Annotated in this window: 22 protein-coding genes; 10 read left to right on the top strand and 12 right to left on the bottom strand. The window is 67.1% G+C overall.

The window, feature by feature from the left end:
- Positions 1 to 4: 4 nt before the first annotated feature.
- The 3 genes from J2805_RS06890 to bioB are packed head-to-tail and all read right to left on the bottom strand — an operon-like array spanning position 5 to position 2717.
- On the bottom strand, positions 5 to 1363 hold the full coding sequence (locus J2805_RS06890) for an adenosylmethionine--8-amino-7-oxononanoate transaminase (RefSeq protein WP_309971200.1): 1359 nt from the start codon (positions 1361 to 1363) through the stop codon (positions 5 to 7).
- Positions 1360 to 1698: a biotin synthase auxiliary protein BsaP gene (gene bsaP / locus J2805_RS24055; protein ID WP_463675095.1), complete on the bottom strand. Its 339-nt coding sequence runs from the start codon at positions 1696 to 1698 to the stop codon at positions 1360 to 1362. Before bsaP ends, J2805_RS06890 begins: the two co-directional genes overlap by 4 nt.
- Complete coding sequence (gene bioB / locus J2805_RS06885; protein WP_309971198.1) at positions 1695 to 2717, bottom strand: biotin synthase BioB; 1023 nt, start codon at positions 2715 to 2717, stop codon at positions 1695 to 1697. Before bioB ends, bsaP begins: the two co-directional genes overlap by 4 nt.
- Before the next feature lie 317 nt (positions 2718 to 3034).
- Here bioB and J2805_RS06880 point away from each other — a divergent pair, with 317 nt between their 5' ends.
- Positions 3035 to 4201 carry an acyltransferase family protein gene (locus J2805_RS06880; RefSeq protein ID WP_309971195.1) on the top strand — a complete coding sequence of 389 codons (1167 nt, stop codon included), beginning with the start codon at positions 3035 to 3037 and terminating at the stop codon, positions 4199 to 4201.
- On the opposite strand, the gene J2805_RS06875 is transcribed toward J2805_RS06880, so the two are convergent.
- Genes J2805_RS06875 through J2805_RS06855 form a run of 5 tightly spaced genes read right to left on the bottom strand, consistent with a single transcriptional unit; the run spans position 4182 to position 11582 of the window.
- Positions 4182 to 5378, bottom strand: coding sequence for a VWA domain-containing protein (locus tag J2805_RS06875; protein ID WP_309971193.1), 1197 nt, complete (start codon positions 5376 to 5378; stop codon positions 4182 to 4184). The genes J2805_RS06880 and J2805_RS06875 overlap by 20 nt on opposite strands.
- A complete protein-coding gene (locus J2805_RS06870; protein ID WP_309971190.1) occupies positions 5375 to 7681 on the bottom strand; it encodes a DUF5682 family protein in 2307 nt (768 codons plus the stop codon). Before J2805_RS06870 ends, J2805_RS06875 begins: the two co-directional genes overlap by 4 nt.
- Before the next feature lie 3 nt (positions 7682 to 7684).
- Positions 7685 to 8794, bottom strand: coding sequence for an ATP-binding protein (locus J2805_RS06865; protein WP_309971187.1), 1110 nt, complete (start codon positions 8792 to 8794; stop codon positions 7685 to 7687).
- On the bottom strand, positions 8791 to 10287 hold the full coding sequence (locus tag J2805_RS06860; RefSeq protein ID WP_309971184.1) for a DUF5691 domain-containing protein: 1497 nt from the start codon (positions 10285 to 10287) through the stop codon (positions 8791 to 8793). The genes J2805_RS06865 and J2805_RS06860 overlap by 4 nt, the downstream gene beginning before the upstream one ends.
- Complete coding sequence (locus J2805_RS06855; protein ID WP_309971182.1) at positions 10284 to 11582, bottom strand: SWIM zinc finger family protein; 1299 nt, start codon at positions 11580 to 11582, stop codon at positions 10284 to 10286. Before J2805_RS06855 ends, J2805_RS06860 begins: the two co-directional genes overlap by 4 nt.
- Before the next feature lie 214 nt (positions 11583 to 11796).
- On the opposite strand from J2805_RS06855, the gene J2805_RS06850 reads away from it, so the two are divergent.
- Positions 11797 to 12735: a 5'-3' exonuclease gene (locus J2805_RS06850; RefSeq protein ID WP_309971179.1), complete on the top strand. Its 939-nt coding sequence runs from the start codon at positions 11797 to 11799 to the stop codon at positions 12733 to 12735.
- Positions 12736 to 12759: 24 nt separating this feature from the next.
- On the opposite strand, the gene J2805_RS06845 is transcribed toward J2805_RS06850, so the two are convergent.
- Positions 12760 to 13797 carry a LacI family DNA-binding transcriptional regulator gene (locus J2805_RS06845; RefSeq protein ID WP_309971177.1) on the bottom strand — a complete coding sequence of 346 codons (1038 nt, stop codon included), beginning with the start codon at positions 13795 to 13797 and terminating at the stop codon, positions 12760 to 12762.
- 117 nt (positions 13798 to 13914) lie between these two features.
- The gene (locus J2805_RS06840) at positions 13915 to 15375 is read right to left on the bottom strand and encodes a sugar porter family MFS transporter (protein ID WP_309971174.1); all 1461 of its coding nucleotides are present in this window, start codon (positions 15373 to 15375) and stop codon (positions 13915 to 13917) included.
- Between the two features lie 228 nt (positions 15376 to 15603).
- Between J2805_RS06840 and J2805_RS06835 the strand changes: the two genes are divergently transcribed.
- A complete protein-coding gene (locus J2805_RS06835; RefSeq protein ID WP_309971171.1) occupies positions 15604 to 16068 on the top strand; it encodes a GatB/YqeY domain-containing protein in 465 nt (154 codons plus the stop codon).
- 149 nt (positions 16069 to 16217) lie between these two features.
- The gene (locus tag J2805_RS06830; protein ID WP_309974862.1) at positions 16218 to 17492 is read left to right on the top strand and encodes an MFS transporter; all 1275 of its coding nucleotides are present in this window, start codon (positions 16218 to 16220) and stop codon (positions 17490 to 17492) included.
- A gap of 40 nt (positions 17493 to 17532) precedes the next feature.
- On the opposite strand, the gene J2805_RS06825 is transcribed toward J2805_RS06830, so the two are convergent.
- Positions 17533 to 17871, bottom strand: a complete 339-nt coding sequence (locus J2805_RS06825; RefSeq protein WP_309971168.1) for a hypothetical protein — start codon at positions 17869 to 17871, stop codon at positions 17533 to 17535.
- Positions 17872 to 18029: 158 nt separating this feature from the next.
- Here J2805_RS06825 and J2805_RS06820 point away from each other — a divergent pair, with 158 nt between their 5' ends.
- From J2805_RS06820 to J2805_RS06795, 6 genes are all read left to right on the top strand, one after another.
- Positions 18030 to 19073 (top strand): MsnO8 family LLM class oxidoreductase, encoded by a 1044-nt coding sequence (locus J2805_RS06820; RefSeq protein WP_309971164.1) that lies wholly within the window; start codon positions 18030 to 18032, stop codon positions 19071 to 19073.
- A gap of 94 nt (positions 19074 to 19167) precedes the next feature.
- The gene (ggt, locus tag J2805_RS06815) at positions 19168 to 21009 is read left to right on the top strand and encodes a gamma-glutamyltransferase (RefSeq protein WP_309971161.1); all 1842 of its coding nucleotides are present in this window, start codon (positions 19168 to 19170) and stop codon (positions 21007 to 21009) included.
- Between the two features lie 13 nt (positions 21010 to 21022).
- The gene (locus tag J2805_RS06810; protein ID WP_309971159.1) at positions 21023 to 21610 is read left to right on the top strand and encodes an SRPBCC family protein; all 588 of its coding nucleotides are present in this window, start codon (positions 21023 to 21025) and stop codon (positions 21608 to 21610) included.
- Between the two features lie 41 nt (positions 21611 to 21651).
- Complete coding sequence (locus tag J2805_RS06805; protein WP_309971158.1) at positions 21652 to 21864, top strand: hypothetical protein; 213 nt, start codon at positions 21652 to 21654, stop codon at positions 21862 to 21864.
- Between the two features lie 75 nt (positions 21865 to 21939).
- Complete coding sequence (locus tag J2805_RS06800) at positions 21940 to 23379, top strand: APC family permease (protein ID WP_309971156.1); 1440 nt, start codon at positions 21940 to 21942, stop codon at positions 23377 to 23379.
- 275 nt (positions 23380 to 23654) lie between these two features.
- Positions 23655 to 24035 carry a VOC family protein gene (locus J2805_RS06795; protein WP_309971154.1) on the top strand — a complete coding sequence of 127 codons (381 nt, stop codon included), beginning with the start codon at positions 23655 to 23657 and terminating at the stop codon, positions 24033 to 24035.
- Between the two features lie 79 nt (positions 24036 to 24114).
- Here the strand turns inward: J2805_RS06795 and J2805_RS06790 are convergent, their stop codons facing one another.
- On the bottom strand, positions 24115 to 25116 hold the full coding sequence (locus J2805_RS06790; protein ID WP_309971153.1) for an Lrp/AsnC family transcriptional regulator: 1002 nt from the start codon (positions 25114 to 25116) through the stop codon (positions 24115 to 24117).
- Positions 25117 to 25159 lie beyond the last annotated feature (43 nt).

Below are 25159 nucleotides of genomic sequence, written 5' to 3'. Positions count from 1 at the left end.
GTGCTCATGACGAGCTTCCTGAGCTGGCCGGGACGCGCTCGTGGACTTCGGCGACGGCCGCCGTCATGCCCGCGGTGATCCGCTCAACGTCCAGCGCCGTGCTGATGTACGGGGGCATCGTGTAGACGAGGTTCCGGAACGGCCGGACCCAGACCCCGTGCCTGATGGCGGCGGCAGTGACTGCGGTGACGTCCACGCCGTCGTGCAGTTCGATGACTCCGACCGCTCCGATGGTGCGGACCTCCCGGACGGCCGCAAGGTCCAGGGCGGGGGCGAGCCCCGACACCAGGCCGGTGTTGATCCGGGCAACGTCTGCCCGCCAGCCGCCGTCGCCGATGATGCCGAGGCTGGCGTTGGCGACGGCACATGCCAGGGGGTTGCCCATGAAAGTGGGGCCGTGCAGCAGGGCACCGGCCCGGCCATTGGATACCGTGGCGGCAATATCGGACGTGCAGAGCATGGCGGCCAGCGTCAGGTATCCGCCGGTAAGGGCCTTGCCCACGCACATGATGTCCGGCACGACGCCGGCATGATCGGCAGCGAACAGCTCCCCGGTGCGCCCGAAGCCGGTGGCGATCTCATCGAAGATGAGCAGCAGACCGTGCCGGTCCGCCGCCTGCCGCAGTGCCGTCAGGCATTCAGCCGGATAGGCATGCATGCCGCCGGCACCCTGGAGGACCGGCTCGACGATGATCGCAGCCAGCTCCCCTGAGTGCGCTGCCGCGATGTCCCCGAGCGCGGCTACCCACGCCTGCATGTCCGCGGGGGTGGCCGACGCGGCTGCCGGGGGACGCGGCGCAAACACATTGCCGGCCAGCAGGCCCGGGAAGGCGGAGTGCATGCCGTCCACCGGATCGCAGACCCCCATCGCCGCGAACGTGTCGCCGTGGTATCCGCCGCGGATGCTCAGGAACCGCTGCCTCTGTGGGTGCCCGGATGCTGTCTGGAACTGCACCGCCAGCTTCAGCGCAACCTCCACGGCCACCGAACCCGAGTCCGCAAGGAACACCCGCTCCAAGGCCGGCCGCCCGGACACGGACGGGGCCAGATCCACCAGCCGCTCGGCCAGTTCCACCGCCGGGGCATGCGTGAGGCCGCCGAACATCACATGGCTGAAACGCTCCAGCTGCCCCTGGGCAGCCGCGTCCAGCACCGGGTGGCGGTAGCCGTGGATCACCGACCACCACGAGGACATCGCATCCACCACGTCATGGCGTGCGCCGTCCTCGTCCCGAAGCCGCAGCCGCACGCCGTCGGCCGCCTCAACCTCCCACAGCGGAAGGCCCGGGGACGCCGGGGCGTACGGGTGCCACAGCCGCGCGCGGTCCCGCTGGATCAGGCCCGGCTGCGCCGCGCCCATCATGGTGCAAGCACCCCGTGGCGGGAGCACTCCGCGGACCAGCCCAGCGGCGTCACCTGGACCTTCATCCGCCGGCGGCAGGCGGCGCAGTAGCGCGGCGGCTCCATTGCGAGTAGTTCGCCGCAGCGGCGGTGAACGTCCGACGCCGGGCCGGCGCCGCCGTCGGACGGCTCACCGCAGTGCCCACAAAACGTAACGCTGGTTGAGCCCGACGAAACCGGGGCCACGACCGCCGGGTTCCCTGGCCGTGGGCCCACACCGGTGAGGGACCCGGCCTGAGCTTGCGAAGGCTGGGAGCCGGTGGGGACTTGCGAGGTTAGGGAGGGGTTGGGGATCATAGCGTCTTCTGGAGTTCCTTGATGGGCATGTTCAGCTCGACGAGCAGGTTGAGGTCCGCGGTGGCCGGGCGGCCCAGGGTGGTGAGGTAGTTGCCCACGATGACGGCGTTGATGCCGCCCATGAGGCCCTCGCGGGTGCCGAGGTCGCCCAGGGTCAGTTCCCGGCCGCCGGCGTAGCGCAGCACGGTGCGGGGCATGGCCAGGCGGAACGCGGCGATGGCCCGGAGGGCGTCCTTGCCGTCCATGATGCCCTGGTTTTCCAGCGGTGTGCCGGGGCGCGGGTTGAGGAAGTTCAGCGGGACCTCGTGCGGTTCCAGGGCTGCGAGCTGGGCGGCGAGTTCGGCGCGCTGTTCCAGGGTCTCGCCCATACCGATCAGGGCGCCGCAGCACAGTTCCATGCCGGCGGCCTTGACCATGTTGCAGGTGTCCAGCCGCTCTTCGTAGCTGTGGGTGGTGACAACCTCGGGGAAGTAGCTGCGGGCGGTTTCGAGGTTGTGGTTGTACCGGTGCACGCCCCATTCGGCAAGCTGGTCCACCTGGCGCTGGGTGAGCATGCCCAGGGAACAGGCGATGTTGATGTCCACGGCTTCGTTGATACGGTCGACCGCGAACTTGATCTGGTTCATGAGCTTGATGTCCGGGCCGCGGACGGCGGCTACGATGCAGAACTCGGTGGCGCCGGTGGCGGCGGTCTCCTTGGCGGCTTTGACGAGTTCGGGGATGTCCAGCCAGACGCCGCGGACGGGGGAGTCGAACAGGCCGGACTGGCTGCAGAAGTGGCAGTCCTCGGGGCAGCCGCCGGTCTTGATGGAGATGATGCCTTCGACTTCGACGTCCTCGCCGCAGTGCTTCAGCCGGACTTCATGGGCCAGTTGGAGGGCGGCAGGCAGGGCTTCATCGGGCAGGCGGAGCACTTCCTCGAGCTGCGCCTGCGTCAGTCCGATGCCCTCTTCGAGGACCTGCCGGCGGGCGGTCTCCAATATTTCGTAGGCTGTGGCGGGGTTTGCCTGAATCGTCATCGATAGGTCCTTTGCGCTTTGCTGGCTGCGGTTATTCCTCTGAACCGACGCTAGTTCGCCACAGGAGGCAAGATTTTGTGGGGTCCCCACAATGGGATGAGCGCGACATTAGACGGTCCAGCCTACGGCCCCAGCAATGCCCGGGCGTCGGGCCTTCCACTGCCGGAGGTCAGGTTTCGTCCAGCCAGGCGGGGAATACTGGTAGACGTCGCGTGGCCTGGCGCCCGCACTCAAATTCCATGTCAAGACGCAAGTGCCGGTTATTGCCTTGATTCAGCTGACTCTTGGAACCGGCCGGAAATAGCTACGGGAGGCATATGACGTTGCTGGTTGATGGAGCCGTCGAGGCGGCTGCCGGGAAGAGCGCTGGGCAAACCGCCGGACGGCCTTTGGTGCGACGAAGGCTGGACGGCCTCGATGTCCTTCGGGGTGCTGCCGTTGGTTTGGTCCTGATGGGACATTCGTGGCCCGGGGTATTTCAAGGCGCCGGCATCGTCGGTGTGATCGTCTTCTTCGTGCTGAGCGGGTATCTGATCACGGGCGTGCTGATCAGGGACGTCGAACGGCACCGCAGAATCCGGTATGGCCGCTTCTACGCGCACCGGGCTTTCCGCCTGTTGCCTGCACTCATGGCCTTCCTTGGCGTGTACGCCGTGGTGGAACTGACGGCCGACGTCCTCGGGGACCGGTCCAAGGGAATCATCGGCTACACCCTCCTCGCCGGTTTCGGCTACCTCAAAGACCTGCCGCTGCCCTTCGATGTCAGCATGGCCATTGGGCCGCTCTGGACTCTGGCAGTGGAAGAACAGTTCTACCTGATCTGGCCGGCGTTACTGGTCATGGCCCTGCGGAGGAACCGCCAGGGCCGGCTGATCGGCTGGTCTGCAACGGTGGTCTACTCACTGATGACTGCCAGCGTTCTGGCGATGCTGATTTTGGCTCCTAATCTTCACTCCTTGGTCTACGCGCTTCCGACCACGTGGGGTCTCGGGCTGATCATCGGCTCGGCAGTGCGCCTGTACAGGGTCCGGATGTTCAGCTGGTTCTCCGGCCCGCGGACCAGACGGGTGGCCCTGGCTGGCTCAATCCTCGTCCTGGCCGGGTTGGTGTTCTTCCCCAAGGCCAACGAATCGCCGGCCTTCTTCTTTGTTGGAGGACCGCTGGCCATGGCTGCCGCGGCCGCCCTGGTAATACTGGCCGCCTCCCGCACGCGCATCATGCCAGGGTGGACGCGCGCGTTGCAGCTCCTGGGCATGGTTTCCTACGCCGCGTACCTCTGGAACTATCCGGTCATTCTCTGGCTCAATGGCGGATCGACGGCAGACCTGCCGCCGCTGGTGGCCGTGGCCGCAATCCTGCTGACCCTGCTGCTGGCGGTGGTCAGTTGGCACACGGTCGAAAAGCTGGGACGCATGGGGCGCGACCGTTTCGATAAGCACTATCAGGCGAAGGCCGACGCCGGCGCTACTTCCCGTGGGTCGTAGCAATGCCGTGCGAGGCGGCCCATTCGCTGACGTCCCGGTGTTCGATCGCGGCGGCCATCAGCTCGGGAAACAGATCCGGGGTGCAGGCGAAGGCCGGCACCCCGATTCCGGCAAGGGCCGCGGCATGGTTCGAATCAAACGTCGGGTGGCCGCTGTCGCTCAGGGCCAGCAGGGCGATCATGGTGGCTCCCGTTCCGACGATTGCGGCGGCACGCCGCAGCATCTCCTCGGCGATTCCGCCCTCGTAGAGATCGCTGATCAATACCAGGATCGTCTCGGCCGGCTGGGTGATCCTGTCCTGGCAGTAGGCGAGCGCCCGGTTGATGTCCGTGCCGCCGCCCAACTGCACGCCGAAGAGCACATCCACCGGATCATCCATGTCGTCCGTCAGGTCCACCACTTCGGTGTCAAAGACCACCAGGCGGGTGCGCACGGAGCTCAGCGAACTGAGCACCGCCCCGAACACGCTGGAATACACCACCGACTCGGCCATCGATCCGGATTGGTCGATGCACAGAATGATCTCGCGCTGCACTTCGGTGCTGCGCCGGGCGTAGCCCACCAGCCGCTCCGGTACCACGGTGCGATACTCCGGCTGGTAGTTCCTGAGGTTCGCGGCGATAGTGCGGTTCCAGTCGATGTCCCGGTGCCGGGGCCGCCGGGTGCGGGCCGCCCGGTTGAGCGCTCCGGACACGGCTTGAACCGTCTTGGCGCGTAAGCGATCCTCCAACTCGCGGGTCACCTGGCGGACCACCGCGCGGGCGGTCTCGCGGGAATGCTCGGGGATGACCCGTCCGAGTCCAACGAGCGTGCTGACGAGGCTGATGTCGGGCTGAACGGTGCGGAGCATCTCCGGTTCGAGGAGCAGCTGGCGCAGGCCGAGCCGGTCCATGGCGTCGGCCTGCATCACCTGGACGACGCTGGACGGGAAGTAGCCCCGGATGTCACCGAGCCACCTGGCCACCCGCGGGCTGGACGAGCCGAGGCCTCCCGGTCTTGTTTTCGACGCCCCGTACAGGTCCTCCAGGACCTTGTCCCGGCGGGCATCAGCGGCCGAAAGCACCACCTGCCGGCCGTCGTCAGTGCTGATGCCGTCGGCCTCGTGACCGCCGAGCACCATGCGCCAGCGGCTCAGCCGGTCGCGGCCGTCACGGCCGTCAGTGTCTGCCTCGGTCACGCGATCGCCTCCCATCCCAGATATCTGGCCATCGTGCGGACGGCCGGTCCGGCGCTTCCTATCTCGAGTGCGGTGACGCCGGGGCTTTGTGCGGGCCTGCGTCCGCGGCTCACCTGTTCGCCGATCTCCCGCCGCTCAGGGCGGCTGAAGGCGGAGAATGTCCTGCGCAGCAGCGGCAGGACGTCGTCGAAAACCTCGTCCCGCACTCCGGCGACCCAGTCGTCGACAAGCTGCAGGAGGTGGTGATCGTGAATCAGCAGCACCGCGTCGCCGGACAGAAGACCGTCCAGCCAGGCAGCCGCCTCGGGCGCCGGCGTGGCGACCGAGAGCCGGCGGCTAAGCCGGGCCGCGACCTCATCGCGCTTGACCAGGCCTGCGTCCATCAGCAGGCGCGTGGCGCGGCCGGCGACGGATCCATGGATCCGGTCCGAACCGGCGACGGCGGCCAGCGCCCGGTGCCAGTCGTCCAGGGGCAGCTCCGGCAACAAGGACAGGCCGTCTTGCGCTGAGTCGATGGCGCGCCGCATGGCGGTCGCGGCGGCGTCGTCCAACCCGGCGCACGCAGTGGGCAGGCCAACGCAGGCCCGCACCAGTGTTGCATCGAGGATCCGCTGTACCCCGGTGACGTCCACTCCGCGCACATTGCCATACCGGCAGGTTCGGGCCAGCGGGGCTATGGTTTCCAGCAGCGGGACCACGTCCTGCTGCACCGCGGTTCGGTCGGCGAGTACCGACACGACGGCGCTGATTCCGTCCGGCAAATCGGCGAGCAGGCAGCTGGCGAGCAGCCCGCTGAGGTCGGCCAGGCTGCCGGAAATCCTGGCGTGTTCGGCAACCCAGGTTGACGCTGCCGTCGCGAGGGTGGTGCCGTACCGGCTGGCCTCCACCACGGCGATGGTGAGTTCCGGCTGCCAGTGCAGGGTCCAGGCTTCCTTGAAAGTGCCCTTCGTCCGGCCGGTGTCGGCGGGGGTGCCCCAGTTAACCCCAAGCAGTGCCAGCCGGTGCAGCAGAACCGAACGGGCCAGCTGGTTCGGCTTGCGGAGATCTATTGTCAGTAGCTCGTCCAGGGCGCTGGGCTGCAGGCGCAGTCGGCGCTGGGTTGCGGCCAGGTCAGCGGCCAGCGGGACGGTGGGCGCGGATTCCGGCACGCTGCCCAGATCGTGTCCCACGGTGAGCTCGCGGTGCACCAGTGCCAGCGGGAGGGGCGAGCCGTCACAGAGAACGGCCTGCGCGGCGTCGTCCAGCTCCGCCAGGCCGGGGCTAGGGCGGCCGCGAACTGCGGCCAAGGCGTTGGCCAGCCGGCTGGCCTCCAGCACGGACGCTGTCGAGGCGTCGAGCTTTTCCCGGCGCAGGGTCTGTGCCACCCGGACCAGCCAGGTGGTGGCCACATCAGCCGCCGAGTCCGGGGCTGTCCAGTGGGCGAAGAGATGCTGGTACCAGCCGGGCGCCGTGACGCCGGCGCCGTACCCGGTCTGCAGGCTCAGCCGAGCCGACGTCCACGGCACCCACGTGACAGCCACCTTGGTCTTGGGCAGGCCGGCAAGTACCTTGTTGTCCGCTGCGGCGGGAGGAAAGTTCGCCGGAACCAGCGCGGGGGCGTGGTAAGCGCCGCACACCACGGCGATCCGTGCGTGCCCTTCGCGGAGGGCTGCGCGCAGCAGCCGCCGCATTGCGGCTTCACGCCGGTTGTTCTCGACGACATCCGGGTGGTCGGCGGGCCGGTCGTCAACGGCGCGGATCTCCGCGATGGCCTCGGTAATGGCCGCAAACCTGTCGAGGGGGTCGGCAATGCGGTGCTCAACGGCATCCTCCCACCAGCGCTCCGCATCGCTGTACCCGGCTGCCCGGGCCAGCATGGCAATCGCATCGGGCCGGTAGGGCAGCTGTGCCGGTGCAGCAGCTTCGGCGTCCCCAGGTTTGGTGTCCTCCGCTGCGGTATCTGCCACTGCAGTGTCCTCGACTGCGGGCGGGACGGCTATGTGCAGCGCGAAGCTGTGCGCCGCGGGAAGGTCGATCGTCCGCGCCGGGGTTCCCGTCGAAGCAGCCCAACGGAACGCCACCCACTCCGGGGAAAAGGCCGCCAGCGGGTAGAACGACGCCAGCCGGGGCTGGTCGGCGGCGTAGATGAGCGCCGCCACGGGCGGAACCATTGCCGGGTCGGAAACGAGCGGGACGATCTGGTCGAGCTCGGGCGGCCCTTCTACCAGCACCAGGTCCGGCCGGAGGGTCGCGAAGGCCTCGGCCACCGAGCGCGCTGAACCGGGCCCGTGGTGCCTGATTCCCAGCACGTGGACGTCTGTCATGGGTCAGTTCACGGTTTCGAGGTCGCGGCAGGCCCGGTAGAGGTCCTTCCATTCCGGCCGGTTGCGGACCACGGTTTCGAGGTACTCCTGCCAGATCACCCGATCCTGAACGGGATCCTTGACCACCGCGCCCACCAGGCTGGCCGCCACGTCCTCGGCGCGGACGCTGCCGTCGCCGAAATGGGCAGCCAGGGACAAGCCGTTCGTCATGACCGAAATCGCTTCTGCGGTGGAGAGGGTTGCCGACGGCGATTTGAGGGTGGTGCGCTGATCCTGGGTGACGCCGGCGCGCAGTTCCCGCATCACCGTGACCACGCGCCGGATCTCCGAGAGTGCCGCAAGATCGGCCGGAAGCTCCAGCGCTGCGCCAAGGCTGCGCACGCGGGTGGTGACAATCTCGACCTCCCGGTCAAGGCTGTCCGGGAGCGGCAGGACCACGGTGTTGAACCGCCGGCGCAGGGCCGATGACAGGTCGTTGACGCCCTTGTCGCGGTTGTTCGCCGTGGCAATGACGTTGAATCCCTTGATCGCCTGCACCTCTGTGTTGAGTTCGGGGATCGGCAGTGTCTTCTCGCTCATGATCGTAATGAGCGAATCCTGCACGTCCGACGGAATCCGGGTGAGCTCCTCCACCCGGACCAGGCTGCCGGACTCCATGGCACGCATCACCGGTCCCGCCACCAGGGCAGCCCGGGACGGGCCGTCGGCGAGCAACCGCGCGTAGTTCCAGCCGTACCGCAACGCCTCTTCCGGTGTGCCTGCGGTGCCCTGCACCACCAGCTTGGAGGTGCCCGAAATGGCCGCCGCCAGATGCTCGCCGAGCCAGGTCTTCGCCGTCCCCGGCACCCCGAGCAGCAGCAGGCCCCGGTCAGTGGCAAGGGACGCCACCGCGATTTCCACCAGCCGCGCCGACCCCAGGTACTTCGGGCTGATCTGTGTGCCGTCGGCCAGCGTGCCGCCAAGGATGTAGGTAGCCACCGCCCAGGGGGACAGCCGCCAGCTCGGCGGCCGGGGACGATCATCGACGGCGGCCAGCGCCCGGAGTTCGTCGGCATAGGCAGTTTCCGCGTGGGCGCGGAGAATCTCCGGGGCAGCGGTCTGGGCATCGGTCATTGGAAAGCCTCCGTCAGCGATTGTCGGAACGATTGGTATTGCACAACGTCACGGAAGACGCGGCGTCCGGGGGCGCCGTCGTCGGAACGCTGGAGCAGGCGGCGGCACTGATCTGCCGTGTCGGGCGGCAGTGCCATCGGCAGGAACGCAGACAGCATCGTGGCCAGCTGGCCGCCGTTCTTTGCGGCAAGCAGCTCGATGACTGCGTTTGCCAATGGAGTTCCCCACGGCCTGGGCAGGTCGCGCAACAGGGGAACCAGCGTCACCGGCTGTACCGCACCGGTGCGGATATGGCGCAGGAGCGCGTGCTCACGGTCGGCTGGCGGCAGGCATTCCAGCAGCCGCGCGTCGGTGCGGATTTCGAGCAGTGCGCGCACCCACTCTGTGTCGGCGCGGACGGCCGCGGTGGCGGTTATTGTTTCGACTGCACGTGTCTCGCCGTCAAGCATGGCCAGTGTGGCGGCGGCGCTGCGGCCGGTGGCCGTCGTCCATACGTCGAGCGGGGCACCGCGGATGATCGTGTCCAGCCGCCCCAGCCGGTCAGGTTCACCGGTGCGGGGTGCGGCGGTGATCCCGTCGCGCAGGGCTGCCGGGTCCGGCTCGGGCGGCAGCTCGATCTCGAACTGCTTGCGTAACAGGCCTTTGACGCGCAGCAGCGGCTGCAGCCGGGCGGCCATGCGGTTGGCACGGGCGCTTGCGGGGAGCCGGTCAAGCAGGCCGGCGGCAACGTCCCGCACGCTCTTTGCCTTGTCGTCCAGCGCAATTTCGAGCATGTCTTCGTCGGCGGGTCCGAGATTGATGGCGAAGGTGGCCAGATGGGCGGCGCGTTCCCTGGCGCTGAGCGCGTCCCAGTGCGTGCGCAGCCGGTCGAGGGCAGCGCCAGGCTGCACACGCCGGAGCCGTTCCAGTTCCGCTGCGGCGTCAGCCGTCCTCAGCTCGGCCCAGTCGGCCGTTTCCCCGGGCTCCTCACCGGAACTCTGCGGACCGGGCCCTTGTGGAGCCGTTCGCTGTGGCCCTGGCCCCTGTTGCCTGAGCCCCTGAAGCCAGCGGCCCCGGGTTCCGATGGCCGGATGCAGATGCTCCGCCACGCCCGGCTTTGCGTCAGCCAGGGCAAGAAGTGCTGGGAGCAGGCGATGCGGAACCCGCTGTCCGGACGCAGCCGCGAACTGCAGCCAGTCGGCCACCAGCTGCGGGCGCAGGTCAGGGCCGACAGGGGGCTGGTTGAGCAGCAGATCCAACAGCCGCACGGCTTCAGCGGAGGCCGGCGGAGCATCATCCGGGGGTGCCGGATCAGGAAGATTGGCAGTGTCCACCACACTCGCCTGGCGGGCAGCACGGGTGACGACGTCGGCCAGGGCCGCCTGGTCGAGCAGCAACTCCTCCCGCGACAGGCCATCGGGCGGGCGGAACTCCAACTCCGCGGCTGGAGCGGGTACAGCGTGCCGCCCCGTGCCGACCAGCGCTGAACTGCGAAGGTCTGACAGCCAGGTCACGGCGTCACCACCGTTCCGTGGACGACGACGGAGAGTGGCCGCACGCGGCCTTCCTCCAGCTCTCCAAAAATATGGACGGGATGGCTGCCGGTCAGCGCCAGCAGGGAGTCAACGGACGCCCCGATCAGCGGGAGGGCGGCGCCGGAACCGTCCCGCAGCCAGCCGGACCCGCCCGGGCAGACGCGAACCTCCGCGAACAGCACTGGGTGGCGCTCACGCCACGGGGACAGCGCCACCGCAGCCGATTCCTGGTCCAATGCCTCCGCGATGCGGCAACCAGTACCGAGGCTGCTGGCCAATCCCCGCGGGGCCACGGGACTGGTGAACATCGCCCGCTGGGGTGCGGAGCCGGGATAGCGTGCAACGGTGACGTCCAGCAGGGCGCCGGCGAGCTGGGGTGTCGCAAGTGCTTCACCCTGGGCAGCAAAATCGAGCACGACCACCACCGTTCCGTCGGGTCCCCGAAGCCACGTTCGCTGCTGCTGGAGCCGCCCGTCATCGCTCCGGTGGGCACCGAGCACCAGCCACGGCCCGGGAAGTGATTCACCGGCCTGGACGTCAGCAGACGCCATGGCCCACCCTACCGCCACCCGGAGATCGGCAAACTCAGCGGCGCTCAGTTCGTCCCGCCTGCTCCAGGCCTTGGTCACTGCCCACCAGCGCCCGGTCCGTAAGAGCAAATGGTCGGCCCAGTCCGCCCGGGCGTGAACGTCCGAACCCATGGCCCGCACCTGCTCGGCCAGACCGGGGAGCTGGGCGTCCACCAGGCGCCCGGCGACACCGTCCCACCAGGCATACGGCTGGTTATGGGCCGAGGCCAGTCCGGTCCGGGCCAGATCCGTCAGCCAGCGGGCGAAATCGGCGATTCCCGCATCCATTTTAGCCATCCTGTCGGCCAGCCGCTTGGCCTGTGCTGCCGGATCCGTCTGCTGCTCCGACTGGCGGCGATCCCGGGCAGCGGCCCGATCCGCACGCTGGGCCGCCCATTCCTGAGCGAAGCCGGCAGTCTCCGAGCCGGCCTCGGCCGTTTCGCCCCTGGCCCACATGAGGAGCAGCGCCAGCGCGTGCTTGCACGGGAACTTCCGGCTTGGGCACGAGCATCGATACGCGGGAGCGGCGATATCCACGCTCACCTGATAGGGAGTCTTTCCGCTGCCCTGGCACTTGCCCCAGACCAGGACGTCGTTACTGCCTGTATCGGACCATGGCCCCGGGCGTGCCAGCTTTCGCGCGGCCGCGAGTGAAGGTGCGTCGGGCGCGGCGCCGATCACCCTCTCCTCGTTCCAACGCCCCATGGAGCACATTCTGCCTGACGTCCCCGGCTGCACAAGCGATGCCCGGCGGTGTGGCGGCCGGGCATCGCTTGACGCGTCGCCGGCCGGCCCCGCTGCTCAGGCCGTTGCCGGCGCCATCCGCAGCGCCAGCATTCCGCCGTCAAGGCAGCATGCGTGCCGGACTCAAAACCGTGGAGATCCTTCGCGTTGCAACGCGGCCGTGTCAGGATCAGGTATGCCTGATCGCCTGATGCTTCTTGATACTGCGTCGCTGTACTTTCGTGCCTTCTACGGCGTGCCCGACACGATCCGCCGCGCCGACGGAACGCCGGTGAACGCCGTCCGCGGCCTGCTCGACATGATCGCACGGCTCACCACCGACTATGGTGCGACCCATCTCGTTGCGTGCTGGGATGACGACTGGCGTCCGCAGTGGCGGGTGGACCTGATCCCGAGCTACAAGTCGCACCGGGTCGCCACGGTGGTGGCCGGTGCCGCCGACGTGGAAGTCGTGCCGGACGCGCTGGAGGTGCAGATTCCGATGATCAGGCGGGTACTCGACCTCGCCGGCATCGCCGTCGTGGGGGTTGCCGAGCATGAAGCCGACGACGTCATCGGCACCTACGCCAGCCATGCCGGGCTTCCCGTCGACGTAGTGACGGGTGACCGCGATCTCTTCCAGCTCGTCAGCGACGACCGCCAGGTGCGGGTGATCTACACCGCACGCGGGATGAGGAACCTCGAAGTCCTGACCGACGTCGTCGTCGTCGGAAAATACCGCGTGCTGCCGGAGCAGTATGCCGACTACGCGACCCTGCGCGGCGATGCCTCCGACGGGCTGCCGGGCGTGGCCGGAATAGGCGAGAAGACCGCCGCCTCGCTGCTCGGCGAGTACGGCACCCTCGACAGGCTGCTCGCGGCGGCAGCTGACGGGGCAGGCGGGGTGTCCGCGTCCGTGCGGTCCAAGCTGGCCGCGGCAGCCGATTACCTGGAGGTCGCACCCACTGTCGTCAAGGTGGTGCAGGACCTCGACGTGCCCACGCTCGAGGAGGCGGGCGCGCAGCTGCACCCCGTCGTCGGCGAATCCCGCGCAGAACTGGAACGGCTCGCCACCGAGTGGAACCTCGGCGGCTCGGTCAGGCGGCTCCTGGACGCGCTCGATCTTCGGGGCTGAGGGCGGCTGATGCGCAACCACGCGTCAGTCGGGGCTTTTGGTGCGTCCTCTTGCGGCGGGGGCCGTGCTGTTGCGGATGACGAGTTCCGGAGTGAGGACGTCTGTGCGCTGCGGCAGGGAGGGGTCGGCCATGCGTTCGAGAAGCCGTTGCGCGGCGCGGATGCCGACGTCACGGCTCACAGGGTCCACGCTGGTCAGCGACAGGTGCCGGATTCCCGCGAGATAGGTGTTGTCATACCCGACGAGTGATAGCTGCGACGGGACGGTGATGCCGTGACCGTCGGCGGCCGAAAGTGCCCCGACAGCGAGGACGTCGTTCGCTGCGAGGACTGCGGTGGGAGGCCGACCGGATTCAATGAGGCTGTTCATGGCCTCGAAGCCCGAATGTTCGCTCAGGTCTGTTTGGATTTCGCGGATGTGTCCCTGGAGGCCGTGACGGGTCATTGTGTCCCGATAGGAGCTTGCCCGCAGCGCTGCAGACCCGGTGGGGGCCGTGAGAAAGGTGATGTCCCGATGGCCGAGACTGATCAGGTGTTCGACGGCCATGCGTGCTCCGGCGACGTCGTCATTGGTGACCACGTCCGCGGAGGGCAGCTGAAAGGCGCGGACTCCGGCGACAACGGCCGGAGTCTGGGTGGTGGCGCGCAGCAGGGTGTCATCGGCCGGTATGTCTCCGGCAATGACGAGCCCGTCGACACGGAGATCCATGAATGCGGACACCGGGCTTTCCCCGGGCCGGGCAAGATACGTGGGGTCACTCAGGATCATCCGCATGTTCTGCTCACCGAGGATGCTCTGCAGTCCATCGAGCAGTTCCACGAACCAGGGATTAGCCAGATCATCGAGCAGGACGCCAACGATTCCCGTGCGCCCGCTGGCGAGCCACCGGGCCGCGTTGCTGGGCCGGTAATCGAGCGCTGCTATGGCCTCGGCAACTGCCTGCTTCTTTTCAGCACTGACCTTGGGGGAGCCGCGCAATACGAGCGAAACGAGGGCGCGGGAGACGCCGGCAACGCGCGCGACGTCGTAGATGGTGGCGCGTTTGGTTGCATCCTGGTGCATCACTTCAACTCCCCGACGATCGGCCGCTTGCTGCAGGAAAGCGTATCGCGGACGGGGCGGCAGCCTGCCGCCCCGTCAGCCATGGTCACTGCGGCCCGGTGGTGGAGGCGCTGAACCTCACAGGGCCGCCGCCTTCTCGCCTGATGCTGCCGGCGGTACGACGACGGGCAGGCTGCCGGTGCGGAAGTGCACCTCGAGTTCTTCCAGTGAATGGCCCTTCGTTTCGGGAACGAACTTTGACACGAACACCAGGGAGGCAATGTTCACCAGCACGAAGACGGCGAAGGTTCCGGTCGAGCCCAGGGCCACCACGAGGATCGGGAATAGGAAGGAGATGGCGGCGTTGACCGTCCAGAGAGCAAAGACGGCGATGCCCATGGCGAAGCCGCGGATGGCCATCGGGAAGATCTCCGAAAGGAGCAGCCAGACGCAGGTGCCGATGAAGCACTGCACGAAAGCGACGAACAACATCATGGCGGCAAGGATGGTGTAACTGACGAAGTCCGACTGCGGCAGCATGAAGACGACGGCCAGGATGGACTGGGACGCGACGACGCCGGAGAATCCGATGACCAGCATGCGGCGCCGCCCAATGAAGCCGAGCAGGTAGATGCCCAGGACAGTCATCAGGACCGATGTCACGCCTACCGCGACCGTGGCCACCAGTGATGCGCTGACGCCGAGTCCGCTGCGCTCCAGGATCGAGGGTGCGTAGTAGTTCACCGTGTTGATGCCGGTGGCCTGCTGGACTACTGCCAGTCCGATGCCGATCCACAGGAGCTTGCGCATCCACGGGTTGTTCTTCAGGTCACGCCAGGCGTGGGACCGTTCGTTCCGTGCGGTGGTGGCGGATTCAGTGATTTCCTTGTATTCGAAATCGGCTTCGTCCGGGCTGCGGCTGAGGTCAAGGATGCGGCGGCTGTCGGCAAAGCGGTCCCGGAGCGCGAACCAGCGGGGCGATTCGGGCAGGACGAGCATTCCGATCAGCAGTGCGATGGCCGGGATGGATGCCACGCCCAGCATGAGCCGCCAGACCTGGGGGTCATGGATGAGTGCGTCGAGCAGGGCGTTGATGGCGAAGGCGAGCATCTGGCCGGTCACGATCATGAGCTCGTTGATGGTGACCATTCGTCCGCGGAGATGGGCCGGGGCCATTTCTGCCAGGTAGAGCGGGCAGGTAACGGCTGCGGCGCCAACACCCAGGCCCAGGATGACGCGGGCCACCACCATGAAGCCGACTGTCGGGGCCATCGCGCAGCCCAGAGCGCCGACCAGAAAGAGCAGTGCGCAGACAAGGAGCGTGCCGCGCCGGCCCAGGGTGTCGGCCAGCCGGCCGCCGCTGAGCGCGCCGACCGCCGCGCCGGGGAACAGCAGTGCGCTCACCACGGTGGCTTCTTCAACGGGGCTCATGGACAGTGAGTCCTGCATGTAGAGCAACGCACCGGAGATGACTCCGGTGTCGTAGCCGAACAGTAGGCCGCCCAGAGTGGAAATGACGGTAAGGCGGGTGAGATACCCGCGATGTTTGGAACCCGGCGTGTTCCGCGGGGCTGCGGGGCTTGCTGCGTGCAACGACATTGTTGACTTCCTCGGATCGTATGGCCCGAACGTCTGGACCGTTGGTAGGGGACTCCGGCGAGTGCGCCAGGTCACGTGCCAACAACGTTAGAGCGCTCTAACGACAGAGTCAAGACTTTGTTCTGACATAAGGTCAAATACATTAGCCCGGCATTTCATGGGCCCGTCCTGGCCGGGAGGAAGTCGTCCCGGGGACAATGGAACAAAGCCCAACGAAACGAGAGCACCATGACCACCCTCAAAGAACGCCTCCACGGCGACGTTGTGACCCACATGAAAGACCGGAACAAGGTGGCACTCACCACAGTGCGCAATGTCCTGGGCGAGATTGAAACTCGCGAGAAGTCCGGCAAGACCCCGGTGGAACTGGACGACGCGCAGGTGACAGCGCTGCTCCAAAAGGAAGCAGCCAAACGCCGCGACACCGCAAAGATCTACACCGAGGCCGGCGAGCCGGACCGGGCCGCCGCCGAAATCTCCGAAGCCGAGGTCATCGAGGGGTACCTGCCCAAGGCCCTGACCCGTGACCAGGTGGAGGCCATCGTCGACGAGGCCATCGCAGGGCTGAAGGCGGACGGCCAGGAGCCGTCCATCCGCCAGATGGGTGCCGTCATGAAACCGGTCACCGCCAAGGTCGCCGGACGCTTCGACGGCAAGACCGTCAGCGAGATCGTCCGGAGCCGCCTCGCCTAGTCCCTGCTGACGTACCCGCCGAAGTCCCCGCACAAGTCCGAGCAGGCCACTCATGGCAGCTGACCGCGTCTGCTCTGGTGCGCGGGGACCAACGGGACGAGAATGGGCACGTGCTTCCCCCTCTGCCTGACGGCGGAAACGCCGACGCGATGAACGCCGACGCCCGCAAGATCCAGCGCATCTACCTCACGCTGACGCTGGGCAATACCCTTGCCGCCTCGTTCATCTGGGGGATCAACACCCTCTTCCTCCTGGATGCCGGACTGAGCAACCTTGAAGCCTTTGCCGCGAACGCCTTCTTCACCGCCGGTATGGTGCTGTTCGAGGTGCCCACCGGGGTAGTGGCGGACGGCTGGGGGCGGCGCGTTTCATTCCTGCTCGGCACCGTGACTTTGGCCGGGTCCACCTACCTGTACTACTTGCTCTGGCAGCTTTCGGCCCCGTTCTGGTCGTGGGCCGTAGTCTCGGTTTTGCTCGGGCTGGGTTTCACGTTCTTCTCCGGCGCCGTGGAGGCGTGGCTCGTGGATGCGCTGCGGTTCTCCGGCTATGAAGGCGGTCTGGAGGCGGTGCTCGGGCGCGGCGTGATGGTATCGGGCGTCGCGATGCTCGCCGGGTCAGTGGCGGGCGGCGTGATCGCCCAGGTCACTGACCTCGGTGTGCCGTTTCTGTTGCGCGTCGGCGTGCTCCTGGCCATGTTCATGGTCGCCTTCTGGCTCATGCACGACGTCGGGTTCACGCCCGAGCGCTCCACACACCCGCTTAAAGCTACCCGTGCGGTACTGACTGCTTCGATCGAGAACGGTCTGAAGAATCCGCCCGTACGTTACGTGATGCTGGCCGCCCCGTTCAGCGCCGGTGTCGGAATCTATGTTTTCTACGCCCTGCAGCCCTACCTGCTTGAGCTCTTCGGCGATCCGCGTGCATACTCCGTGGCGGGCCTGGCTGCCGCTATCGTGGCCGGAGCCGAAGTGCTCGGCGGCTGGGTGGCGCCCCGCATCCGGCGCCTTGTCCGCAAACGCACCACAGTGCTGATTTTGAGCGGCGGCGTCAGCGCCGTGATCCTGGTGGTACTCGGGTTCACCACGGTGTTCTGGGCGGCGCTGGCGCTGTTGGCTCTCTGGGCGCTGGTTGACGCAGCCGGCACCCCGGTGCGGCAGGCCTACCTGAATGACATGATCGCCTCGAAGCAGCGGGCGACGGTGCTCAGCTTCGACTCGCTGATTGGATCAGGCGGCGGCGTGGTGGTGCAGCCGCTGCTCGGCCGGGCCGCCGACGTCTACGGCTACCCGGCCTCGCTGGTCATCGGCGGCGTGATCCAGCTGATCGCCGTGCCGTTCCTGCTGGCGAGCCGCCGGCAGGGACCCCCGGCCGACCTGGCCAGCGCCGCGGCCGGCACAGCGAACGCGGAATCCCCGCCGCCATAGCACCGACTCTTTTAAAGTCGGGCGACCTTAAGGCCGGCGACTAGTTGCAGAGCTGGCCAAAAGTAGTGCCGGCCGTCTGGTAGTCAGCCGTCAGTTTTCCGAGCTTCTCCTCATCGGGGCTCTCTTTCGCGGACTCGTCGGCCCAAGCTACGATCGCTTCCACGGAGGGCTTCAGCTCGTCCGAGGCGCCACCGATGATCGGGCGAAGCCGGTTAGCCAGGATGTTCATTCCGGTCTTTCCGGCGCTGGCGCTGGGGTTGGACACAACGATCTTGATCCGGTCGCACGTTTGTTCGGTGGTCAGTTTCGCCGGCGCCGAGCACGCGGACGCGGAGAGGATGAGGCCGGCGGCGAGCAGGGCCGTGGTGAGTTTCTTCATGGTTCCCTTGTTAGATGCTGGAGCTTTGATTGTAAGCAGATCCCTGCGGGCAGGCCGTATAGGCATGGGGTGGATGACGGAGCCGCCCCCCCAGGAATTCCCCTCAAGGGCGGGGCGGGGCAGGGGAATTCCTCCCGGAGCGGCGTGGTTCCAGCAATATGCCCTTTCCCCGGATTTCCATTCTCGACCGCGCCAATTACTTGGACGGGCTTACGGGTGCAGAAACCCTGAACCGCGTCCTGGAACGCGCCCAAAGGGCTGAGGACCTGGGCTACCACCGCTTCTGGGTGGCAGAACACCACGCGGTCCCGGGCATCGCCGGCTCTGCTCCGGCAGTACTGATGGCCGCCATCGCCGCCCGGACCCGCTCCATCCGGGTAGGCTCCGGCGGAATCATGCTCCCCAACCATCAGCCCCTCGTGGTGGCCGAGCAGGCGGCCACCTTGGAGGCCCTTCACCCCGGGCGAATCGACCTGGGCCTTGGCCGGTCGGTGGGGTTCACACCGGCAGTACGCAGCGCGCTCCGCGCCGGGAAACCGGAGGCGGAGCGGTTCGAAGACGACCTGCGCCAACTCCTGGACTATCTTTCCGGAACAGCATCTGTCACCGCCAGGCCGCAGAACGCATCGGCAGCGCCCGTGTTCGTGCTGGCCAATGGGGCGGGAGTCGATATCGCGGCCCGGGCCGGCCTCGGTGTGGTCCTGGGCGGCCAGGCCGTGTTTGAACACGATCCGGGCGGCAAGCTGGCGGCGCTGGAAAGGTACCGCGCACGGTTTCGTCCGTCACCGTGGTTCGGCAGGCCCTTTGTCATCATCTCCGCCAACGTGGCGGTGGGGGCTTCCCGGCAGGCTGCCAGGGAGTTGCTTCTGCCCGAAGCTGTTGCGCTCGCCCGTTCGAGGACCACGGGCGAATTCGCTCCTCTGGCGCAGGTGGGTCCGGCGGAATGGGCGGGGCTGAGCGCGAGGGAGTTGGACGCCGTTGAAGGCAGCCTGGCCAATTCGGTCTACGGTACGCCCGCCGAGGTCCGGTCCCACCTCGGGCGGCTGTTCGGGGCGTCCGCGGCAGACGAGCTGCTGGTTACGGGTGGTTCTTTCAGCCGCGACGGACAATCCGATTCGGACCGGCTGCTTGCCGAAATCTTCGCAACGGAAGGACAGGGTGCCTTCGTCGGCACCGACGCCAAGGGGCTCCTGCCCCGCTGACCCGGCCCTACGGGAAAGTGTTGAAGGTCGCACTGCCGCGGAGTAACGTGACCCTCACCCCTCCAGCTCGCATCACCCTGACTCGGGAGCGACCATGCCTAATGTGAGAAGTCGATTTGCCGCCCTCACGGCGGCCCTGGCCATGAGCGTGACGGGCGGCGCAGTCGCCGGTCCCGCGTTCGCCGATCCGGGGGACGTCGTTCCGCACGAGATTAAGAAGACCGCAACCGCCACCGGGTACGGCGGCGCTGTGAGCACCGTGGACCCGGAGGCATCCGCCGCGGCCATCGAAATCCTGCGCGACGGCGGCAACGCCGTGGATGCCGCCGTCGCCGCGGCCGCGACCCTGGGCGTGACCGAGCCGTACAGCGCCGGGATCGGCGGCGGCGGCTACTTCGTCTTCTATAACGCACGGAACGGCAGGGTGGGCACCATAGACGGCCGCGAAACCGCGCCGGCGGCGATGCACAACGACGCGTTCATCGACCCCGCGACCGGCGAGCCGTACCGGTTCACGCCCGAGCTGGTCACGAGCGGCGTGTCCGTTGGCGTTCCCGGCACACCGGCCACCTGGGAGCGTGCCCTGAAGCGCTGGGGAACCCTGGACCTCGACGACGCCCTAGAACCGGCCATCGATGTTGCGACCCGCGGCTTCCTGATCGACGAAACGTTCCGTCAGCAGACCCTCGACAACAAGGAACGCTTTGCGGCGTTTACGTCCACCAGCAGCCTGTTCCTCCCGGACGGCGACGCGCCCGCCGTCGGAAGTGTCTTCAAGAACCCCGACCTCGCCGCGACGTACGAGCTCCTCGCGGACGAGGGCACGGACGGCTTTTACGGCGGCCCGCTGGCAGAAGAGATCGTTGCCGCCGTAAAGGCCCCGCCGAAGGCGGAGGGCACCGCGTTGCCCGTCCCTGTCGGGTTCATGGAGACGGCGGACCTGGCTGCCTACGAGGCGCTGGACCAGGCACCGACGCACGTGGAATACCGCGGCCTGGACGTGTACGGCATGGCGCCGTCGAGCAGCGGCGGCACCACGGTCGGCGAGTCGCTGAACATCCTGGATACGTCCAACCTTTCCGAGATGTCCAAGCCGGCAGCCTTGCACCACTACCTTGAGGCGAGTGCACTCGCCTTTGCGGACCGTGCCAAGTACGTGGGTGATCCGGCGTTCGTTGACGTTCCCACCGCTCAGCTCACCGATCCGCTGTTCGGCAAGGAACGCGCGTGCCAGATCGACCCGGTGAGGGCGGCGACGAAGCCCGTCGCACCGGGGGACGTCTCAGCGTACGACGGCGCGTGCCCCGCGGCTGCTGCGGCGCCCGCCGATGAGAAGGACACCGAGAACATCTCGACCACCAACCTGACGGTTGCGGACAGGTGGGGAAACGTGGTCGAGTACACGCTCACCATCGAGCAGACCGGCGGCTCGGGCATCGTCGTCCCCGGACGCGGATTCCTGCTCAACAACGAGCTCACCGACTTCTCCACCGTGTACAACGAGAACGATCCGAACCGGATCCAGCCGGGGAAGCGCCCGCGCTCGTCCATGTCGCCCACCATCATCCTGAAGGACGGGGACCCGTACCTCGCCCTCGGCTCGCCCGGCGGATCGACCATCATCACCACCGTCCTGCAGACGATCGTGAACCGCGTGGACCTGGGCATGAACATCTCCGACGCGGTTGCTGCGCCGCGGGCGTCCCAGCGGAACACGGTAAATGTGACGGCGGAGCCCGGGTTCATCGAGGTCTACGGAAGCGCCCTTACGCCGTATGGTCACGTGTTTACCCCCTCGGGTGACGCATTCACCTCGGCAGCAGAGATCGGTGCGGCCACGGCCATTGAATTCCTCTCCGACGGGCGCATGGTCGCCGCCGCCGAGCCAGTGCGGCGCGGCGGGGGCTCTGCGATGGTCGTCAACCCGTCGCCGTAGCCTGGCGGCCGCCATGGGCAGCGCGGACTACCAATTCCTGACCGTCTGGCGGGTGGCCGGTACACCGGAGGAGGTCGCGGCCGTCCTCGGTGATGCCGGCTCCCTTCCCCGTTGGTGGCCGTCGGTCTACCTGTCCGCCGCGCCCGTGGGCGGCTCACGTGGGAGCGGCCCGGCGCCCGGCAACTCCCGGCCGGTGCGGCTGCACACGAAGGGCTGGCTGCCCTACACACTCCGCTGGACCCTGACGGTCACCGAACCGGTCACCAGCCGCGGGTTTGCCATCGCCGCGGCAGGGGACCTGAACGGAACAGGACGCTGGAGGTTTGAGCAGGACGGGCCGGAAACGGTAATCACCTTCGATTGGCGGGTCAGTGCCGAAAAGCCGCTGCTGAGGCGTTTGACGTGGCTCCTGAAACCGGCATTTGCTGCCAACCACCGCTGGGCGATGGCCCGAGGCGAGGAGAGTCTTGCCCTTGAGCTCCGCCGCCGGCGTCACCGTGATGACCCGCAAACGGTCCCGCGGCCTCCAGATGCCACGTTCCGGCAGCTGGCGCGCCGCAAAACCAGTGGCAGCGGACGCCGCCGGCGTCCCGGTTCGTGACGGCGGGGGTAGGGTTTGCCTTAGCTGACGAAGGGGTCCACATGAGTTACAAATTTCGTACCGTCCGGGTTCGCGGCACCGACCTGGTTGGAACCATCGCGCGTAAACACGGGAGCGGGGCCGAGATCTATGAAACGTCGAAGGATCCAAGCACTTCAGTTGTGCCCGTGTTCTTTCAAGCAACGGGCGAAGTCCGATTCTTCGACAGATCAATGCTGGAGGACGTCGTGACGCCTGCCGGCGATCATCCATAAGGAATTCTGTTCAGCGAGCAGCTGGATGGCTGATTGGTTGTTGCCAAACTGACCCGACAGGGCCACAGTTCCTTTATGAGCGCGACTACAGACGAAGTGTTCGATGCCACGCCCGAAGGCGATGCACCCGAGCTGAAACGGGTGCTGGGACCCAAGCTCCTGCTCCTGTTCATTGTCGGTGACATCCTCGGCGCCGGCGTCTATGCGGTGACAGGGACGATGGCCGGCACCGTCGGCGGCATTGTCTGGCTCCCGTTCCTCCTGGCCTTCGTCGTCGCGACCCTCACGGCGTTCTCCTACCTGGAGCTGGTTACCCAGTATCCCCAGGCGGCCGGCGCGGCGCTGTATACCCACAAGGCGTTCGGGATCCACTTCGTCACCTTCCTGGTCGCGTTCGCGGTCGTCTGTTCCGGCATCACCAGCGCGTCCACCTCGGCGAACGTGCTCGCCCAGAACTTTTTCGGCGGCCTCGAGATCAACGGCTGGATGGGTGTGCCCGGGCAGGGCGTGATCACCGCGGTGGCGATGGGGTTCATGCTGGTGCTGGCGGCGATCAACCTGCGCGGCGTGGGTGAGAGCGTGAAGTTCAACGTGGTGCTGACCGTGGTGGAGATGACCGCCCTGTGCATTGTGATCGGTGTCGGCTTCTACGTCATGACCCAGGGCACCGGGAACGCGGGGGAGATCTTCGTCTTCAACGACTACCAGGACAAGGGACTGTTCCTGGCGGTCACGGCAGCCACCTCAATCGCCTTCTTCGCGATGGTCGGTTTCGAAGACTCCGTGAACATGGTGGAGGAGACCCAGCACCCGGAGAAGATCTTCCCCCGGACCATGCTGACCGGTCTTGGCATAGCGGTGATCCTCTACATGCTGGTTGCCGTGTCCGTGGTCAGCGTTCTCTCACCCACCGAGCTGGAAAACATCAGGGAGGCCGAAGGCGCCGCGCTCCTGGAAGTGGTGCACAAGGGCTCGCCTGACTTCCCGATCGACAGGATCTTCCCGTTCCTGGCGGTGTTCGCTGTCGCCAACACCGCGCTGATCAACATGCTGATGGCCAGCCGCCTGATCTACGGCATGGCACGCCAGCACGTCCTGCCCCGGCCGCTGGGAAAGGTTCTTCCAGGGCGCCGAACCCCCTGGGCCGGGATCCTGTTCTCCACGGCGCTGGCGCTGGGCCTGATCTGGTACGTCACCAGCGATCCTAAGAGCAACATTGTGGCCAACCTCTCCGGCACCACCGCATTCCTGCTGCTGTGCGTCTTCACGGTGGTGAACGTGGCCTGCCTGGTACTCCGCCGCAAGCGGGACCCCAACCGCGAGGTGTTCTTCACCTCGCCGGGGCAGCTGCCGCTTGTCGCCGCTCTGCTGTGTGCCTTTCTCGCCGGCCCATGGGTGGGCAGAAACGTCATCCAGTACCAGATCGCCGGCGGACTGATGGCGATCGGCGTCGTGTTGTGGTTCATCACCTGGTTGATCAACAGGCGGACCAACGCCGGAACTGACCCCGGATAACGGCCGGCGGAGAGGGCACTGCCGGTGCAAGACGGTTCCCGGCCCGCCCATCCGCCGCCCTATATCCGGGGAGGTGCTTTGCGTCCATAATGGCGATATGAACGCCAGGGAGACTCTCGTGCAGGCCGATGACACGGCCGCGAAGGCCCCTCGACAGTCCCGGTGCATCGCATCATTGCGACAGCCGGGCGCCGGGCAGAGCCGGCCCACGCCGCCCCACAGGCACCGCCTGCGGGGCCAGATATCCCCGCCACTCCAAGTAAGGAGAACTCATCATGCTCAAGGATCGTGCGGTCGCCGCGGTGCTCCCGGCAAAGGACATTGCCAGGGCACGTGATTTCTATCAGAACGTGCTGGGACTCGACGCCCCCGAGGTCATGGACGACGAAAACCTGATGTACCGCTGCGGGAACGGAACCTCTTTCCTGCTGTACCAGACCGACAACGCCGGCACCGCAAAAAACACCCAGATGGGTTGGGGGACGGACAATATCGAAGCCGAGATGGAAGAACTGCGGAGCCGCGGCGTCACCTTCGAGGAATACGATTTTCCCGGCCTGAAGACTGAAAACGGCATCGCCACCAATGCCGTGGGCAAAGCTGCCTGGTTCCTGGACACCGAGGGCAACATCCTGAACCTCTACCAGAGCCAGTAGCAGGACTTCCCTGGGCGCCGGGTTAGCTGCGGGGCCCCGGTGCCTGCTGACGTCCGCAGCCCAGCGGAATTTGCCGGGGTCATCCCTCCCGCCAGAGAGGCAGGGGCACCACACTGCGGCTGCGCCCGGACTCGTCCAGCAGGTGGCCCAGACGCTTGTAGGTGCGCACCACTGCCTGGCGGGAAATCACAGTGCTTCCTGGTGCCCTTGCTGCCAGCTCACGTTCGTGGCCCAGCACTTCCAGGTAGTCGCGGACCCACAGCGTGACCACCAGGTTCTGGGCACCCAGAACCTGGGCGCTCAAACGGCAGCTAGGCAGGCCGGCGAAGTACCGGCCAATCGAATCCACATGGGTCGCGGGAACGTTCAGGCTCAGGCTGACTTCCCGCAGGCCCTGCTGGACGGTAGCGGCCGTATCGCACCTCATCGTCATGTATCCGGACGCCAGGAACCGTTCCACTCGCCGTCGGGCTGTCTGGGGCGACACGCCGCAGGCGGCGCCCAGTTCCGCCCAACTTGCCCGGCCATCGCCGGCCAGCCCCTCCAGCAGGGAGGCGTCCAGCCGATCCGGGGCGTACGCCGGCGGCGGCGGCACGGACTCTTTCGCCATGAGCCGGGCCCGCGCCGGTTCCAAGGTTCCGCTGCGCCATTCCGAGGCCTGCCGGTAAAGCTGCGTGACGAAAACAACCTCCCGGCGGGTGACCCCCGGCAGGTCTGCGAAGGCGCCGGTGACAATCGTCATCAGCTCCTCATGGCTTGACGCGAAGCAGTCCACGAACAGGTCGTGGGGGCCCGAGACAAGGGACACAGTTCCAAAGGCCGGCTCGGCGCAGAGCCTCCGGACAAGGGCCTCATGCTCTCCCGGCACTGAGGACAGCTGGATGAAGGCGGACCAGCCGGCACTGAGGTAGCGCGGCCCCGGCGACGGAGTGATCCATGCGAGCCCGTCTTTCTGCAGCGCGTTCCAGCGGCGGGCCACGGTTGGCCCGGACAGGTCCAGCGCGTCCCCGACCCGGGACCAGTCCGCCCGGGGGTTGATCTGGAGCGCGTTGACTATTTCGAGGTCCAGTTCGGAGATCATGGCTGATTCTTTCAAATTTGTGCCGATATTGGTGAATGCAAGC

The organism is Arthrobacter oryzae (assembly GCF_031454875.1).
GTDB classification, from domain to species: Bacteria; Actinomycetota; Actinomycetes; order Actinomycetales; family Micrococcaceae; genus Arthrobacter; species Arthrobacter oryzae_D.
The sequence above is the reverse complement of the archived record's forward strand: the minus strand, read 5'-3'. Positions and strand labels throughout refer to the sequence as shown.